Annotated in this window: 17 protein-coding genes; 7 read left to right on the top strand and 10 right to left on the bottom strand. The window is 25.0% G+C overall.

Going from position 1 to position 18800, the window contains the following annotated elements:
- The gene (locus HLA92_RS02195; protein ID WP_171113107.1) at nt 1-915 is read left to right on the top strand and encodes an ABC transporter permease; all 915 of its coding nucleotides are present in this window, start codon (nt 1-3) and stop codon (nt 913-915) included.
- Between the two features lie 25 nt (nt 916-940).
- Here HLA92_RS02195 and tsaD read toward each other — a convergent pair whose 3' ends face one another.
- The 10 genes from tsaD to HLA92_RS02145 form a co-directional block, all read right to left on the bottom strand.
- Nucleotides 941-1900 carry a tRNA (adenosine(37)-N6)-threonylcarbamoyltransferase complex transferase subunit TsaD gene (gene tsaD / locus HLA92_RS02190; protein WP_171113105.1) on the bottom strand — a complete coding sequence of 320 codons (960 nt, stop codon included), beginning with the start codon at nt 1898-1900 and terminating at the stop codon, nt 941-943.
- Nucleotides 1900-2445 carry a hypothetical protein gene (locus tag HLA92_RS02185; protein WP_171113103.1) on the bottom strand — a complete coding sequence of 182 codons (546 nt, stop codon included), beginning with the start codon at nt 2443-2445 and terminating at the stop codon, nt 1900-1902. The genes tsaD and HLA92_RS02185 overlap by 1 nt, the downstream gene beginning before the upstream one ends.
- On the bottom strand, nt 2445-2825 hold the full coding sequence (locus tag HLA92_RS02180; RefSeq protein ID WP_171113101.1) for a tRNA (adenosine(37)-N6)-threonylcarbamoyltransferase complex ATPase subunit type 1 TsaE: 381 nt from the start codon (nt 2823-2825) through the stop codon (nt 2445-2447). The genes HLA92_RS02185 and HLA92_RS02180 overlap by 1 nt, the downstream gene beginning before the upstream one ends.
- Nucleotide 2826: 1 nt before the next feature.
- A complete protein-coding gene (gene msrA, locus HLA92_RS03350) occupies nt 2827-3999 on the bottom strand; it encodes a peptide-methionine (S)-S-oxide reductase MsrA (protein ID WP_171113099.1) in 1173 nt (390 codons plus the stop codon).
- Nucleotides 3992-4843, bottom strand: coding sequence for a ribosome small subunit-dependent GTPase A (rsgA, locus tag HLA92_RS02170; RefSeq protein ID WP_171113097.1), 852 nt, complete (start codon nt 4841-4843; stop codon nt 3992-3994). Before rsgA ends, msrA begins: the two co-directional genes overlap by 8 nt.
- Nucleotides 4843-5820, bottom strand: a complete 978-nt coding sequence (locus tag HLA92_RS02165) for a serine/threonine-protein kinase (RefSeq protein WP_171113095.1) — start codon at nt 5818-5820, stop codon at nt 4843-4845. The genes rsgA and HLA92_RS02165 overlap by 1 nt, the downstream gene beginning before the upstream one ends.
- Nucleotides 5820-6572 (bottom strand): PP2C family protein-serine/threonine phosphatase, encoded by a 753-nt coding sequence (locus HLA92_RS02160; RefSeq protein WP_171113093.1) that lies wholly within the window; start codon nt 6570-6572, stop codon nt 5820-5822. Before HLA92_RS02160 ends, HLA92_RS02165 begins: the two co-directional genes overlap by 1 nt.
- The gene (gmk, locus tag HLA92_RS02155) at nt 6572-7156 is read right to left on the bottom strand and encodes a guanylate kinase (RefSeq protein ID WP_212751817.1); all 585 of its coding nucleotides are present in this window, start codon (nt 7154-7156) and stop codon (nt 6572-6574) included. The genes HLA92_RS02160 and gmk overlap by 1 nt, the downstream gene beginning before the upstream one ends.
- Nucleotides 7157-7294: 138 nt before the next feature.
- A complete protein-coding gene (locus HLA92_RS02150) occupies nt 7295-8482 on the bottom strand; it encodes an acetate/propionate family kinase (protein ID WP_171113089.1) in 1188 nt (395 codons plus the stop codon).
- On the bottom strand, nt 8482-9459 hold the full coding sequence (locus tag HLA92_RS02145) for a phosphate acyltransferase (protein ID WP_237023520.1): 978 nt from the start codon (nt 9457-9459) through the stop codon (nt 8482-8484). The genes HLA92_RS02150 and HLA92_RS02145 overlap by 1 nt, the downstream gene beginning before the upstream one ends.
- 228 nt (nt 9460-9687) lie before the next feature.
- Here HLA92_RS02145 and HLA92_RS02140 point away from each other — a divergent pair, with 228 nt between their 5' ends.
- The 6 genes from HLA92_RS02140 (at nt 9688) to HLA92_RS02115 (ending at nt 18789) form a co-directional block, all read left to right on the top strand.
- Entirely contained in the window at nt 9688-10779 is a 1092-nt protein-coding gene (locus HLA92_RS02140) for a thiamine pyrophosphate-dependent enzyme (protein WP_171113087.1), read from the top strand.
- 22 nt (nt 10780-10801) lie between these two features.
- Entirely contained in the window at nt 10802-11803 is a 1002-nt protein-coding gene (locus HLA92_RS02135; RefSeq protein ID WP_171113085.1) for an alpha-ketoacid dehydrogenase subunit beta, read from the top strand.
- Nucleotides 11804-11891: 88 nt separating this feature from the next.
- Nucleotides 11892-14084 carry a P68 family surface lipoprotein gene (locus HLA92_RS02130; RefSeq protein ID WP_171113083.1) on the top strand — a complete coding sequence of 731 codons (2193 nt, stop codon included), beginning with the start codon at nt 11892-11894 and terminating at the stop codon, nt 14082-14084.
- 86 nt (nt 14085-14170) lie between these two features.
- Complete coding sequence (locus HLA92_RS02125) at nt 14171-15826, top strand: ribonuclease J (protein ID WP_171113081.1); 1656 nt, start codon at nt 14171-14173, stop codon at nt 15824-15826.
- Nucleotides 15816-16916 (top strand): hypothetical protein, encoded by a 1101-nt coding sequence (locus tag HLA92_RS02120; RefSeq protein WP_171113079.1) that lies wholly within the window; start codon nt 15816-15818, stop codon nt 16914-16916. Before HLA92_RS02125 ends, HLA92_RS02120 begins: the two co-directional genes overlap by 11 nt.
- Entirely contained in the window at nt 16906-18789 is a 1884-nt protein-coding gene (locus tag HLA92_RS02115) for a hypothetical protein (RefSeq protein WP_171113077.1), read from the top strand. Before HLA92_RS02120 ends, HLA92_RS02115 begins: the two co-directional genes overlap by 11 nt.
- Nucleotides 18790-18800 lie beyond the last annotated feature (11 nt).

The following is an 18800-nucleotide window of genomic DNA, read 5'->3' as shown; positions in this document are numbered from 1 at the left end:
ATGGAAATTCTTGTATATTATTTTATTCTTTCATTTTGTATTTTATCATTAGCTAGTTTAGGTGGAATGTTTAGTGAAAGAACAGGAACTATTAACATCGGAATTAATGGAATGATGATAATTGGTGCTATTTCTTATTTAGTGTTCGGTTATTATTTAGGTCAATCAGCTTCAAAATGATTTCAATTAATTTTAATACCACTTTCTGGAATATTTGGAGCATTATTTGCTTCATTACATGGATTTGCATCAATTAAATTAAAAACAGATCAAACAATTAGTGGTTTTGCAATTAATATGTTAGCATTTGGGATTGCTATTATTCTTCTTTATACATATGGAGGAGGATCAAAAAATATTTCTTTTGATGTTAAAGAATTAGCATTAAGTTCAGATACTTCATATAAAAATATTTTATCTTTTAGATTAATATTAACAATTGTTATTATTATCTTAGCATTTATATTAGTAAGATATACCTCATGAGGTTTAAGATTAAGAAGTATAGGTGAAAATCCACAAGCAGCTGATGTTGCTGGTGTTAATGTTATATCTTACAAATGACAAGGAATATTAATAAGTGGATTTTTATCAGGAATAGCTGGTGCATTCTTTGCTCAATCTGGTCCTACATCATTTAAAGGTGAAGTTGGAGGATTAGGATATTTAGCATTAGCAATTATGATAATGGGTCAATGACGTATCCCTTGAATTACATTAAGTGTACTTGTATTTAGTTTTTTAAGAGCATTAAGTTTAACATTACCTTTTATACAACCAGATACTTTGGGGAAATATAGCGATTTATTATCATTAATTCCATTCATTTTAACACTAATTATAATGATTGCAACTTCCAAACGTTCAGCTGCTCCTGCAGCTTCTGGTATTTCTTATGATAAGAGCACAAGGTAATAAAGTAACAAAAAAATACAGAAATTTATGATGGTTTCTGTATTTTTTTGTTTATTGTTCCTTGATAAATTATTTTAGCTGCTTGCCCTATCATTGCAGCATTATCTGTTGCATATTTTAAATCAGGTATTATAGCGTTATGATGAAGATTTTTAAACATTTTTCTAATTGCTAAATTAGCACTTACTCCACCAGCTAAAATTATTGATTTAGGCTTGTACTCATTAATTGCTTGTTTCATTTTAGTTTCTAAATAATAGACCATTAAATTTTGAAAATCACTTGCAATATCTTTAACAGGTATTTGTTCACTTCGATTAATAAAATTATTAATGTAATTTATAAATTGTGTTTTTATTCCACTTAATGATAAATCATATTTATTTTGAGTTACTGGTAAATTAAATTTATGATTTAAAGGCCTAGTATTTTCATATGCTAATTTATCAATTTCAGCACCAGCAGGAAATTCTAGACCTAGTTTTCTACCTATTTTATCATAAGTTTCACCCACTGCATCATCTAGTGTTTGTCCAATAATACTTAAATTTAAATAATTTTGTGCATATATTATTTGTGTATGACCTCCACTTATAAGTAAACAAAGTGCAGGATAGTTAATTTCCTTATTTATTGAGCCACTAAAAAAATGCCCATCTAAATGGTTAATAGGTACAATTGGTTTATTTAATGCTAGACTTAAAGCATGAGCTGCTAAAAAACCAACTTGTAAAGCTCCAATTAAACCTGGAGTAGAAGTATATGCTATTAAATTAACTTTATTTAAATCATATTTTGTTTTGATTTGTTCAATTACTTTATAAATATTTTCAACATGTAAGCGAGAAGCAATTTCAGGTACTGTACCACCATATTTTTTATGTATTTGTGTTTGCGTTAAAGTAATTAATTCAACTACTTTGGAATTTTCTAAAATAGAAATAGAAGTATCATCATGCGAAGTTTCAATTGCTAAGATTACCATTATTTAATATCTCCTATTTGTGGTTCATGAAAATACATAACTTTTAAATTTTCTAGATTATCTACTTTAGTAAATATATCTAAATAATTTGAGAAATTGTAAATTAAATCAGTGTAATTAATTTCATCAATTTGTTTATTTTGAATAAGTGAAGTAGAAATTACATTTTTGTTTTGATCTAAAATAATTTCATAGCATGAGTATTTAGAACTTTTTAGATAAATTATGTGGTTTTTTGTTTGTTTATTAATCAATAAGTAACTAGTTGTTGTATAAATATCTGTCTTTAAAATTTGAGCAATAGTTTTTAAATAAGTGACTGCGATTCTTGAACCTGTAAAACTACCAGGGCCGATATTTAAATAAAAACTTTTGATGTTGTTGATATTTAAATTATTCTCATCTAAAATATCTTTTGTTAATTTAGGTACTACATCTACTTTTTTATTTAATTTATCAATTTTTTTAAATGCTATTAAATTAAAGTGTTGATCAAATAAAATTATTACTAAATCATCTAAACAAGTATCATAAAATAAATTCATTATTTTTCCTCTATTATTTCAAAAACGTGTAAATTGTTTTTTAAATATACATTAATTTTTGCATAGTGACTAAATGGATGTTGAATATTATTTGATCATTCTATAACTACAAGATTGTTATCAAAATAATCTTCATAAGCTAATAAATTGCCTTTAAGATTATAAGCATCAATATGAATTAAACCATCATAAATAAAAATAGTATTAAATGTGGGACTAATAATTTTTTTAGAAATATTTAATTTTTTTGCAATTTGAGAAGTTAAATAAGTTTTACCTGCACCTAATTCTCCATCTAATAAAATAGCCTCATAGTTTTTTGATAACAAATAATCAACTAATTCATCAAGTGTGTCATTTTCTTTGTATTTAAATATCATTTTATAGTTTTATGTGGCAATAAGCCCCTGGATTTTTATCTAAATAATCTTGATGATATTCTTCAGCTAAATAAAAATTATCTAAATTTAAAACTTCAGTTACAATTGGTTTTTGATAATTATTTTGGACTTTATTAATAGTTTTTAAAATTTCTTGTTTCATTTCATTATTGTCATTTTCTGAAAAATTATTGTGATTTCAATAAATTCCATTTCTGTATTGAATCCCTACATCATGAGCTTGAAAATTAACTGAAGTTGGATCAATTGTTAATAAAAAATTATTTACAATTTGATTTAGTGAAGTTTGTGATGAATCATATATAAATTGCACTGTTTCAACTGCTTTTGATCTTTTATGAATTAAATCTTGATATAAAGGTTTAATGATATCAGAATTTGCATAACCAACTCAAGTTTTTATTGCTCCTTTTTGAATTTTAAGTCAAGCTTGCATTCCTCAAAAACATCCTCCTGCTAAATAAATTTCTTTTCATTTTAATGATAATGAGTTTAAGGATTTTAAACTTTCTGAATCACTATTATTTAAAATATATGAACCCATTACTGCAAAATCTACTCCTGCAAAAAAAACTTTGTCAAGTAAATCTTTTTTAATTCCTCCGTCTATCATAATTTTTGTATCTAATGAATTTTCTAAAATATATTGTTTAATTTGAACAATTTTATCAATTATTTGAGGTTGAAAACTTTGACCACCTTGTCCTGCTTGAACTGACATAATTAAAATTAATTTAAACTCTTTAATTAAATCCTTTATTTCTTCAAAAGAAGTTGATGGATTTATAGCTAGACCTAATTTTAATTTATCAGTTTGATAAGTTTGAACTATTTCAAGTGCTTTTTTGTATCCTATAGCTTCATAATGAAAAGAGATATAATTAACAAAATCAAGTTCTTTAATTCATTTTTGAGGATCTTCTACCATTAAATGTACATCCATAGTATGTGAATTGGATTTTTGATATGCTAATTTAATTTCTTCAATAGTAAAGCTTTTAGTATTTTTTGCAAATTTTTGGTCCATTACATCATAATGAATATTTTTAATTCCATTTTCTATTAATTTATTGATAAAAATGTATGCATTTTCTTTGTTTTCTAAATCTAAAAGTGAAGAATTTATAAATTTTATTTGTCCTATATTATTCATAATGTTCCTTTTCTGTAATTTGTTTTAAAAATGTTAAATAATTTTTGTATCTCATTTCTGGTATTTCTTTATTTTGCACAAGTCTTTTTATTTCGCAATTATCAATATTTTCTAAATTATGTTTGCAATTTCTAAATTTACATTTTTTAGATGCTTCAGCAAATTTAGAAAATGCAGTCGAAATTTCATCTATAGTAATATCAAAATCGATTGAACTAAAACCTGGAGTGTCAATAATTTCACCACCATTAAATTCAATTAATGATACTTCTCTTGTTGTATGTTTACCACGATTTAAAGCTTTAGAAATTTCTTGTGTTTGTAAGTTAGTTTTAGCCAAAAAATTAATTAATGTTGTTTTACCTACACCAGTTTGTCCAACAAAAAAACTAGTTTTGTTTGCGAAAATATCTTTTAAATTATTAAAACCTGTTTGTTTTTGATAATTTATTTCAAAAACTTCATATTTTTGTTTTTTAAAATAATCTATTTTTGATTCGTTAGTTAAATCACTTTTTGTTAACACAATCACAGGTTTTATATGTTTGTTTTCAATTATTATTAAAAATTTATCCATTAATTCATAAGAAAAATTAGGTTCAACTAAACTCATAACAACAATTGCTTGATCAACATTTACAATTTTAGGTCTTATAAATTGATTTTTTCTTTCATAGATTTTTTCAATCATATTGTCTTTATTAACATCTACATAATCTCCAACTGTTGGTTTTATGTTTAGTAATCTTAATTTACCACTACCTCTTGTTCTTATTATTTCTTTTTGGGCAGTTTTTACATCATAAAAACCAGAAATAGAACGAATTATTTTACCTTTTATCATTATATTATTCCTTTTGTGAGTAATATTAAACACACTAATGTAATAATTAATAATAAACTTCCAGTAATAAGTAAACCTAATGTAAAAGTTTTATTTTCAAACATTTCTATGATGGATTTTCTTTGTTTTTTATCTGGATTTATTTTTTTTTCAATTATTTTGTCTTTGTCAAGAGCATGTTTTAAATCATCTAAAACATACATCATATTTTCATACCGATTATTAGGCAGTTTTGCACAACATTTATTAATTATGTTTTGAACTGATTGAGGAATCATTGTATTTAATCTAGTTAAATTAGGGATTTTATTATTGATATGAGCCATTAATTTTTCATGACCTGTAAAAGGTACTGAACCTTCTAACATTTCAAATAATAAAATACCAAAACTATACATATCACTTTGAAATGAAGCAAGTTCAGTATTTTGAATCAACTCAGGGGCTAAATATTCTGCTGTACCAATAACATTATTTTCTTTTGTTAATCTTTCGCTTTCACTACTTAGACTAATTCCAAAATCAATAATTTTTATATCACCATTAGTTGAAATTATAACGTTAGAACTTTTTAAATCTCGGTGAATTAAATTCATATTATGTATATCGGATAAGGCTTGAGCAATCATTTTAGCATAATCTAATGCAGTTTCTAAATCTAAATATTTTTGCTTGGAAATACATTGTTTTAAACTTTCACCTTCAACATATTCCATACTTATTCATTGTTCATTTTCATTAAAACTTGAATCATAATATTTAACTACATATTTACTATTAATGTTTTGTAAATTAAGAATTTCATTTTGGAATCTATTTTTTTCCACAAGTGTGTATTCATTTTTTAAAATTTTAATTGCTGCTTTTTGTTTGGTAATTTTATTTTCACACAACCAAACATAACCCATTCCACCCTTACCTAAGTTTTTATCTAAAACGTTATAAAGAGAAGTTAATTTTGACATTTTTTGTTCCATTAATTAACCTCCATAATTAAACACGTAAGATTATCATTTGATTTTAATTCAATTGCATTTTTTACTAACTTATTGGCTTTTTGTTCAATTGGCGAGTTATCATTTAAAATAGTTTCAAATAATATTTTAGGAATAAAACTGTGAATACCATCAGAAGTTAAAATAATGTATTTAGGATTGGAATCTTTATGAATATTATAAGTCTCAGCAATTGCATTTTTTTTAGGTCCTAAAGCACTTACTAAACGATCTCATCCGTGAATGTTTTTTGCTTTTTCAGGAGATAGATTTTCTTTATCGATTAAATAATTCATTATGTTTTGGTCTTTGGTTATTTGATGTAAAAAACCATTATATAAATATGCATGTGAATCACCTAAGTTAAAAACATATAATTCTTGTTCTTTTTGGAAAAATAAACTAATAACTAATGTAGTTCCCATATCTAAATATTGTGAATCCATATTAGCAAGTGATTTCATTTTTTTTGTAACTTGTTCTAATCCTTCTTGAAATCACTTTTGAATGTTTTTGGAATCAAATGCATCAATTGTTTCAATTTGCGAGTTATTAAAAAAATCAATGAATTCTTTTACCGCAACTTTTGAAGCTACAGAACCATTTTTATGTCCACCCATTCCGTCACATAAAATTCCCATTACAACATTTTTTTTATTAACAAAACCTGCAAAATCTTGATTTTCTTTTCTAATAGGACCTGTTTCAGACTTTATAACTCATTTTATTGACATTATAAATTAAATTCTTTCTCAATTATATTTTTAATTTCTAAATAAGTACCTTCAACTGTATCATTTACGACTGTATGCTTAAATAAATTTGCATATTTAACTTCATCAAATGCTTTTTCCATCCGTTTTTTAATTGTTTCTGGTGTTTCTGAACCCCTTTCAGTGATTCTTCTTTCTAATTCTTTAAATGAAGGAGGCATTACAAAAATTGAAATAATTTTATCTTCAATTTGTTGTGTTTTATATTTATTTAAAATTTGAATCGCACCATTTGTTTCAATTTCTAAAAAAGGAATAAAGCCTTCATTACTTATTTTTTGTAAATTACTATATAAAGTACCATAATAATTATCAAAATGTTGAGATCATTCAATTAAATCGTTATTTTCTATATGTTTTTTGAATTGTTCTTTTGAAATAAAATAGTAATGAACACCTTCTATTTCTCCTTTTCGAGGTGATCTTGTCGTTGCAGAAACAGAAAGCTTTAATTTCAGTGCTATATCATCAAATAATCTAGTTTCAATTGTTCCTTTTCCAACTCCACTAGGCCCACAAAAAATGATAATTTTTTTATTAAACATAATTCTCCTAATCATCCTTAAAATTCTTAATTTTATTTATAAAATTATAAATTATAATTATCTTTAACAAAGAAAATCTTATAAATTTATTTTGATTAAAATAAAAAAGCATACAGTATATATACTGCATACTTAATATTATTTAATTAATTCCTTTACATAACGAGCAATAACTAATTCTTCATTTGTTTTTATTTTATAAACTGGTATTTTTGAAGATTTTGAAGAAATAAGTTTATAGTCAGAATAAGATTCAAGATTAGCTTTTTGAGATATTTTTATTCCAAATGTTGCTTGTAATTGTGCTGAGACTTTTTGTCTTATAATTTCATCATTTTCACCAATACCTGCTGTAAAAACAATACCATCAATAGGTTTTTGTATTTTGTTAATGTAACTTGCTATATAATCAACGACTTTTGAAACAAATAAATCAATTGCAAAAGCAGCATCTTTGTTTCCATTTGCTTGTGCTTGATGTAAATCTCTTACATCATTTGATACTCCACTAACACCTAATAATCCTGATTTTTTAACCATCATTTCAAATACATCTTGAGGACTACATCCTTCAATTCTAATTAAATAATCAGGAATACCTGGATCTATATTTCCAGAACGAGTACCCATTATTAGACCATCTAAACTACTAAAACCAACTGAAACATCTAGTGATTTTGAATCTTTAACTGCACAAATACTTGAACCAGATCCTAAATGTGCAATAATAATATTAACATTTTTTTTACCTAATATTTTTTTCATTTTGAAAGTTATATAGTCATGACTTAGACCATGGTATCCAAATTTAAAAATGTCATATTTTTTAGCTCATTCTTGATTTATTGCAAATGTACTGTTAATTTTTGGAATTGTAGTATGAAATGCTGTATCTTGAGCAATGATTTTAGTTACTTTGGGAATATTTTTTTCAAAAGCATCAACAGTTGTTAATGTAGCAGGAGAATGAAGAGGAATGAATTTTGCAGCATGTTCAATTGCTTTTTTAACATCATCATTATAAATAACTGGACTTAAATATTTTTTACCAGAAAATGGTGTTCTAAAACCAATTGCTATTAATTCATTTAAATCTTGAATAATATTGTATTTTTTTCATAATTCAATTAATTCACGTACTGCTATGGTATGGTCTGGTAAATCTAACTCATCAACAAACTTTTGTTCTTTGAATTTAGTGATAATTCTTCCATCTAAATGAATTCTTTCACAAATTCCAGAAGCAATTAATTCTAATTTATTTTTTGAATATAAAGATCATTTTAATGATGATGAACCAGGATTAACTACTAATATTTTTTTCATTATTTAAGAAAATCGTATCCTTTTAAGATTGTAATTGAAGTAACATCAATAACATCTTGTACAGTTGCACCACGACTAAAATCGTTTATAGCTGCGTTAACACCTTGAATTATAGCTCCAACAGCTCCATATTTTCCTAATCTTTGAGCCATTTTGTATCCTATGTTACAACTTTCTAAGTTAGGATATACATAAATTCCTAATTCTTTTTGAGGTGCAGAAGGGAATTTTTGTTTTCTTACATCTAAATTGTAAGCTGAATCAAATTGCATTTCACCTTTGATGATGTTTAGATAACTATCTTCACTTGCTAATGCAACTGCTTTTCTTACTAAATCAGGATTTTCACCTTTACCAGAACCATTAGTTGAATATGTTAAAAATCCTGCTAAATCATTCATTTTCATTGTTCTTGCAAATTCTGTTGCGTTTTTTGCAATATCAACTATTTGTTCAGCTGTTGGTTTTTCAACAGTTGAAGGGTCAGTAATAATAAATTTTTCATCATCTTTATGCATTATTATTAATGATGATATTGTTTTAATTCCTGGTTTTGGTCCAATTGATTTAAATGCAGCTCTTAAAATATCTGCTGTTGAATAAATTAAACCACCAACTGCTGAATCTATATCCTTATTTCTTAACATCATTGCTCCATAAAATGGACGAGTATCAAGGTATTTTCTTACTGTTGCGTAGTCTTCTTTACCTTTTCTTATTTCTGCCAATTTTAAAGCATATGCGTCTTTTTGAACTGTTAAGTCTTCTAAAACTAGATTTTCTAGACCATCTTCTACAATTTGATCTTTTGTTTCTAGTAACATAATTGGTTTTGCTAAATTATGTTCTTTTAAATATTTAGCCGCTTCACGAGCTCTTTTATCATCTCCATCAATAAATAAAACACTTAAAATTTTTTCTGATGCTTTTTCTTTAAGCAAATCATTTATGTATTTTGAATATTTAGATAATTCCATTAAATAGTCTCCTCTAATTTATAATATTTTTTTCATCTTATTATTTTAGTTTATAAATAATTAATAAGACAAAAAAATTTTAAAAAAAAGAAAAACACTTAATTTTCATACATTTTTTTACTTATTTATATTTTCAAATTACTTTTTGTTTGAATTATATAAATTTTTTGAAATTCTATTTTATAATAAGTATGTAAAAATTTAAATTAAGGAAAGGAAATATTTTAAATGGATTTCAAATATATTAAACCTGATCTAGTAATGACAGACAAAGATGAAATGATTCGTTTAGTAGATGTTAATGGAGATTTAATTGATAAAAATTACAAACCAACAGCTACAAATGAAGAATTATTAAAACTATATAAAAATATGGTAGCATCACGTCAATGAGATATGTACTCATTAACATTACAAAAAACAGGACGTTTAGGAACATTTGCACCTAACTTAGGAGAAGAAGCATTCTTAACTGTATTAGGATCAATTTTAAATAAACAAGATTGATTAGTACCTCACTACCGTGCTTTACCAGCAATGTTAGCACATGGTGTAACAATGAGAGATATTTACAACTACTGAAGAGGATCAGAACAAGGTTCACGTTTTGCAGACGGAGTTAACGTAACACCAATTCAAGTTGTTATTGCTTCACAATGTTCACATGCAGCAGGAATTGGATATGCATTAAAACAAAGAAAAGTTGAAAGACCTTTAGTACTAACAATAGTTGGAAATGGTGGAACAAACGAAGGTGAATTCCACGAATCATTAAACATTGCAGCACTACGTAAATTACCAGTATTTTACGTTGTTGCTAATAACCAATGAGCAATTTCTGTTCCAGAACACAATAGTTACACAGTTCGTGCATTATCACAAAGAGCTATGTCATACAACATCCCAGGATTACGTGTTGATGGAAACGACTTACTAGCTTCATATGAAGTAGCTAAAGAAGTAGCAGAATATATTCGTCAAGGACATGGACCAGTTCTAGTTGAATTTGTTACATGACGTCAAGGACAACACACCACTTCAGATAGTCCACGTATTTACCGTTCACGTGAATTAGAAGAAGAAAAAGAAAAATGAGAACCAATGCACCGTATCGAAAAATACTTATTTGAAAATAGTATTTTAACAGAAGAACAAAAAACAAAAATATGAGAAGAAGCACTTGAAGCAGCTAAAGAAGCTTATGCACAATCTACAGAAGACTTAGCAAAAGAAGGATACGAAGACATCTTTAAATATACATATGAAGAACTTACACCTGAATTAAAAAGTCAACTTGAAGAAGGGAAAAAATACTTATAATCAGTATTTAAGGAGATAAATTATGTCAGATACAGATAAAAAAATTACCGTAAATAACATAGGTGCTTTAAACCAAGCTTTAAAATTAATGTTCGCTAAAGATGAAAGATACGTTTTATATGGAGAAGATGCAGGATTCGAAGGTGGAGTTTTCCGTGCAACAGATGGATTACAAAAACAATTCGGTGAAGATAGAGTTTGAGACTCTCCAATTTCAGAATCAGCTATAGCTGGTTCAGCAATCGGAGCTGCAATGGCAGGATTAAGACCAGTTGTTGAATTCCAATTCTCAGGATTTTGTTGATACGCATTAGCACAAATTTGTACAAATGGAGCTCGTATTCGTAACCGTTCACGTGGAAAATACAGTGTTCCAGCAGTATTCAGAATGCCAGTAGGTGGAGGAGTTAAAGCTCTAGAACACCACTCAGAAGCAATTGAAGCAATATTCTCACATATTCCAGGATTAACAGTTGTAATGCCTTCTACACCTTACAACACAAAAGGATTACTAATTGCATCAATGGAAAGTGAAGATCCAGTTATATTCTTAGAACATAAACATGATTACCGTGCATTTAAACAAGAAATTCCAGAAGGATACTACACAGTTGAATTAGGAAAAGCAAATGTTGTTACAGAAGGAACCGATTTAACAGTTGTTACATACGGACACATGTTACATGAAACACTTAAAGCATTAAAAGCATTAGGTGAAGAAGGATTTGAAGGTTCAGTAGAAGTTATTGATTTACAAACTTTAAAACCATTAGATACAGAAACAATTGTAAATTCAGTTAAGAAAACAGGAAAAGTTCTTGTGGTTACAGAAGCAGTTTCTACATTATCAATCGCTTCAGAAGTTATAACACGTGTAAATGAACATTGTTTTGATGATTTACAAGCAGCACCAGTTCGTTTAGCTGCACCAGATGTAACAGTTCCTTTACCAAACTTAGAAGGTTTATTCATGGTTACTGATAAAAAAATTGCATACGAAATCAAAGAATTATACAAAAAATAATTATTAATAATTTTTTAATACCAAGCTTGTCTTGGTATTTTTTTATTTTCTGTTTTTAGTTTTTATATATTTTATATATAATTTAATTATGTTTAAATTTAAAAATATTTTGAAAGCATTTGCAATTGTTACTTTGGCTTCATCCGTTGTTACAATAGCAGCAAGTTGTCAAATATCAACTAGATATGACCAAGATGCTTATTTTTCAAAAGATAATGAAGGCAAGAAAATAGAAAAAATAAGAATTATTACTAATTTTGGACCTAGTAGTGATCAAAAAAGATACAATGCTTTAAATAGTATTATTGATAAATACAATGAATTTTTAGATGAAAATAAAGATAATTCAGAATGAAATGATGCTTTAAAAGTTGAAGCTAATTACAATTTTGGTTTAACTTATAACGATGTATACAATAATTTAAAACTAAAAATTTCTAGCAAGGATCGACAAACAATAGGTAATTTAGTTTTAAATTACCCTTCTACAGCAGTATTTTTAGGTTCATACAATATGATTTTAAACTTAGATGATGTTGATACTCATTTAGTTAATCAATCTACAATTAATTCATACCGTATATTAGGTTTAGATAATTCTAAAAAATGAATTTTACCTTTTGGACAATCATCTGAAATATTAAGTGTCAATAAATTATTATTAGGTTATATTTTAAATGCTTTAAATTCAAAATATTCAAAAAAACATACTGATACATTAATTTCTAATAAAAATAGTGCACTTTTAAACGAATCATTACAACAATTTAATCAACAAAATCCAGAATCTAAAAAATATTTAGAAAACTTATGAAAACTTAAAGATGTCACTGACATAGATTTTAGTCAATATGAAAACACTAAATTAGATGATAGTATTATTTCTACATATGATGGAATGTTAGAGTTTAGTTATTTTATTGCAAAACTATTAAATAGTATCAATAATTCCAATCAACTTTTTACTTTAGGAATGGATAATCCTGTTAATGAAATTTTTATGCAAATGTATAACAAAGCATCAAATAACTTTGATAATTTTTATCTAAAACCTTTAAAATCAAAACAATATATTTTAAATTACTATGAAAATATTCAAAATAGTCAAAATAATGAGTTTATTGAATTGTTAAACAAATATGTTGATTTAGCAAATACTGGAAGATTTTATACACAATTTGATTCAGAAACTGATTTTAATTCCACCACATTACAAACACAACACATAATGTTATTTAGCATATCTTCATCTTTAGCATATAATTATGTAAAATATGTTCCAGAATCATATTCATATAAAAATCAGACAATTTCTTATCTTGGAATAGGTGATTGAACCAATAACGAAGCTCATATAGGTGCAAACACATTTTTATACACTCTAGAAGTAGATAATAACAATAAATTTACTAAATGGCTAAATAAAAAAGATAATTCAAAAAACTCAGTTTTTCTAACAAATCAAAACATTAATGAAATCAAAGCCTTTTCAGAAAATTTATCGCAATTAAAAATTCTTCATAATTCAACTGCTGCTAATGAGTTATTTTTAAAAAATAAACAAGATTTCCAAAAAATATATTTAACGAATAATATTCCTAATGTTTCAGAAATAAAGTTGGTCAATGATATTTTAACAAAACTTCCATCAGTGACTAATCTTGAAGAAATTCATAATTTAGAACAAAAATTACCAAATACTTATATAGGTTATTGACTATTAAAAAATTTTCAAAAAATAGATAAAAATTTAAAACCTCAAATCACACCAAATGAAGTTATCACTACTTCTGTACCTTTAAAAAATAATGCAAATGACACAAATAGAGGAACTTTTATTGTTCAAGGACCTTCAATTATTGGAATTCATGCAAATAAAAAAGCTGACAAAGCTACTCTAAAATTTTTAAAATGATTGTATTCAGATTATAAAATTACAGTGAAAGCTGCTGAAAATCTATCATTACAATTAACTCCAGTGGAAACATTTGCGTTTTTAAGTGGTTATTTATTTCCATCAAGTAATTTTGTTTCAGAATACAAAAAAACTAGTCCCAATCCTTTTTTAAATACATTTTTAGATAATCTTCAAAAATCACAAGAAATTAATGGAGCTGTACCTTATCAAGATATTGCTGATTTAAACAGCAATAGTTTTAGAGATGCAGTTAGCTCAGCACTTAATCTAGCTATTAAATCTGGACAAACTAATCAAAAAATAACTATCGACAAAGTGATAGAATTTATTCTTAATGCTATTCATTCTTTTAGTAGAGAATAAAATAATTTTGTACTTTTAGTTTAAAATATTTAATAAATAATTAAAAGTTATTTTAATTATATTGAGCAAATAATGAAAGGAATAAAATGGACAAAGTTAACTTTTTTGCTCTAGGTGGACAAGACGAAAATGGTAAAAACTGTTATGCATTAGAAATTGATTCTAAAATTTATATTATTAATTCAGGAACTAAAGTACCTATTAATAGTCATAATGGTATAGACACTTTAATTGCTAATTTTGATTACTTAGAAAAACATGAAAAAAATATAGTTGGTATTTTTATAACTGATATACATAATGAAAGTTTTAGTGCTTTACCTTGACTTTTAATGCAAATTAAAGGACTAAAAATTTATACTTCTAGTTTTAATAAATACATTATTTTAGAAAGAATTTCCAAATATAATATAGAACATAATGATTTTGAAGTTATTACATTTAATCAGAAAATGACAGTAAATAATGTTGAAATTACACCTATATCATTAGCCGGAGCATTGCCAGGAATTCAAGGATTTAATTTTAATTATAATAATGGTAATATTTTATTCTTAACTAATTTTGTAGTAGGAAACTTAGGACCATATGGAAATACTGATTTACAAAAAATTAAGCATCAAATTCCCAATGACCCATTAAAAATTTTAATAATGGATTCAGGACATTCTAATTCTCCTGGTAAAACAATTGATAAATTATGAATTACTGGTCAAGTTGAGTATAAATTCATTGAAACTAAGTCTAATAATAGAATAATTGTTGGTTTATATGATGAAGATATGATTACAGCTCATGAAATATTATTACTAGCAAAAAAATACAATAGACCTGTTATTACATATGGATTAAATTATTCTAAATTAATCTCACTTGTTAAAAAAATGTCTCCAACTTTACAACTTCCTGAATTTATAGATTATAAAATTGCAAATGAAGTTGAAAATGCAGTTATTTTAGTAACCGGAGCAATTGAAAGGTTATATACAAGATTTTTAAGAATTGCATCTGATAATGATGTTTATTTAAAATTTAAAAACACAGATGCAGTTATATTTATTGCTCCACCTGTAAATGGTCTAGAAGTTAAATATGCTTTAACATTAGATGAAATTGCGAGAACTACTTCTAATTTAATTGAATTATCTAGTTTTGAATATTATTCATGTAATCCAGCTAAACAAGATATAGTAGATGTAATAAAGACATTGAAACCCGAATATTTTATTCCTATCCAAGGACTATATCGTTATTTAACCGTTGCTGTAAATGATGCAGTATCTGAAGCAAAAATGAATTTAAATAACTGTATTATTTTAAATAATGGAAAAGTTGCTGAATTTGAAAAATATAAATTAATTTCTCAAAAACACACAATAAGACATGTTGGTGATGTTATTATCGATGGTTTTGGTGTCGGTGATATTTCGCATGAAGTAATTAGAGAAAGAGAAACATTAGCTCGTGATGGTATGATTGGTGTTTCTTGTTTAATAGATTATAAAACCAAACAACCTTTAGGTGGATTAAATGTTGTTGGTTATGGAATTATTAGTAAAGAAAATAAAGAACAAATTAATGACATCGTTAATAAATGTTTTAATAAGGAATTTGAAGAATTAGATGCAAAAGTAACTAACCTAAGAGATATTCAAGAAAAATTAAGAAAAGTTATTAGAAAAAAAATATTTAAAGTTCTATTTAAAGAACCACTTGTGGTGGTGAATTTATATGAAATTTAATAATTTATTTAAAAATAAACATGCAACTAAAATCAAAAAAATCAAATTTTGAAATCAATCATTTTTTGTTTTTAGTATTGTTATTCTAGTTACTCTTTTCTTTTGAATTATTTCATTTTTTAATGTTATTGTTTTAACTACTATTCATTCATATACATCTGGTGCATTATTTGGTTTTAATTCATCATTTTTCTATTCAGCAATTATTTTATTATCTGTGATGAAAATTTTTGATTGAGATGGCGAGTTTAAATTTAAACATTTTTTCTTTTCGTTTAAACGCTATCTTATCTTTATATGTATAGTTACTATTTTTGGTGGAATGATTTATAATGTATCTTATTATGCTCATGTTACATCAGCGGGTAATAATTTTCCACAAATTTTTAATGATTGGTTTATTGATTATTCAACTAAGAATGTAAGTATTGCATCATTGCCTAATAAATTTACAGCGGGAATATTATCTACTTTTATATTTGCTATTTTAAGCAGTTTAGGTAGTCAAATTTTAGCAATTATTATTTCTATAATTTTATTTATTTTTTCTATCATAATATTTTTTATACCTAACGAGAAATTAAATTTATTTTCATTTTTTAAAAATAAAAGAATATCAGCTAAAAGTAAAAACAACAATTATTCGAAATTTATTCCGAAGAATAAGTTAAAAGTTAATCAAAAAAATGAAAATCAAGAATTATGAAGTGCAAATATAAATGTTGAAGAAGAAAATTGATTAAATAAATTAGACAATTATGAAGAAAAAACTGCTTCAGATGAAGTAAATATTAACTATTTAGATGATAATCCATTTGATACAACAGAATTTGAAATAAATAATATAAAGAAAAAAAATAATAATGCTATGTTTAATGATGTCACTAAAGAACATTCATTTATTCAAGCTAATTTAATTGCAAATCAAAATAATAAAAATAATAATACATTTATAACATCTAATGAATTTGAAAACTATACACAAAATAAAGTAGACAATGAGGTTAAAAAACAAAAAAGATTTTCTCTTATAAAAGATGAAGAAGATTTAAATCTAGATTCAAATAAAGGAAATAAGTATGGAAGATAAAAAAGCTAGTGTTTCTTATGATTACATAAGTGTAGATCCAATAAAGAATTTTTATGAAAAAACAGTATATGAAATATACACATATGTTGATAAATTTTTAGAATTAAGATATAAACAAATAAATGATAAAATTGATGCAAAAGTGGAATTAAAATTAAAACAAATTAAAATGCATCGTGAAGATATAGCAAAAAAAGAAAAAAGTTTATCTGTGAAATGAAAAGATTTTGCTAACTCTGTAATTTTTGTTTTATTTTTCTTTTTAATCGGTTTTGCATTTTGAAAAATTTATCAAAAAAATAAAAAAGTTTTAAAAGAGTTTTATTCTTTTTCAAGAAATGAAGAAATGATTATAGATGGTTTAAAAAGAGACAAACAAAAACTTTTATATAAAATTTTTAATTCTTTTTCATTAAATGATGTAAAGAAATTCGTTTTAGCTGAAATGGGAATTTATAAAGTTAATAACAATGATTTTAATGAAGTTTTAAACAATATACAAATTAAAAATTCTCAAACCCCAACATTTTTTAGACATATTGAAAAATATGACATTAGAAATAACTTTTTTTATGATGTAGATTTTTATAATATAAATTACTCCATTCAACAATATTCTGGTTCAAGAGTTGTAGCTTATACTGCTGATGGAAAAATATATAAACAAACTGTTATAGCTTATTATTCTCATCCTGTTCCCAATTTAAATCAAACACATTTAACTATATATCTAACTAATTATTTACCTCAATTAACTTTCCGTTCAATTCAAACTTTACCGCAAAAAGAACTTAAAAAATTAATTAATAAAAATAAATTTATTTTAGAAAATAAAGACATTTATACAAAATATAATTTTGCTTACAACGATGAATTAAGTTTTGTTAATTTCTTTCAATTAATAACCCAAAATAACTATATTAAATGATATGACTATGCAAAACCATTAAATATATTTAATCCCCATTTTGAAAAAACTTCTACTGGATTTATAGTTTATAATAAAAACTATAAATATTATAATAATGTTTTAAAAAATACTTCACAATGATTTTTAAATTTAGTTTCTTCAAAAGACCCTGAAACTTTATCAATAGATGATATTAAAAAAGAAATAATATATCATATATATACCTATATTGAAGATATAATTTCAAACCTAACATTAGTATTTTTAAATAAATATTTAGCTAGTGAAACATATACTGAAAATAAACAATTTTCATTTGATTATTCTGATAAGCAAAATATTGAAAATAAAGCTAGCGAAATACAAAATGATTTATTTTTTATTAATAAATTAAATAAAAATAAATATTTTACACTTAAAACTGAAGAACCAGCTAGAGACTGTATTTATGATTCATTTAAAAAAGAAATTGTTGGTAATGGAATTCATTTTATTAATTTAGAACAATGAAGTTGATATATAGAAGAAAAAATTAAAACTGTTAAAGTAGATTCAAAAGCTGGTTGAGTTTCAGTTGATGTTTATTATGATGATTACATTAAATTCTCAGAAAGTAAAACTATTATCTTTAGTCCAAATTTTAAACTAAAAGATGAACAATTTATAAACTCACTTATAAATGATAAAGATGATGCAATGTCAATTTATGAAACTAAGGACAAACAGCTAATTTATACTGTTTCACAACACAAATTATACTGAAACTTTAATCTAAATGATGATTCTGACAGATTAAATGACGCAATCGAAATTATTAAGGATTTCAACAATTTATTTAAAGAATACCGTAAATTTTATTCATTAGAAATTGATTCAGAAGGTGTCTTTGTATTTATTAATGAACCTAATGCAATTCCAAAAAATATTACATTAGAAATGTTATCATTTATAAATAATATATAATTAAAAAATAT

It is taken from the genome of Mycoplasma miroungirhinis (genome assembly GCF_013008815.1).
Lineage (GTDB): Bacteria > Bacillota_I > Bacilli_A > Mycoplasmatales > Metamycoplasmataceae > Metamycoplasma > Metamycoplasma miroungirhinis.
This window is presented reverse-complemented; position numbering and strand designations above follow the sequence as displayed.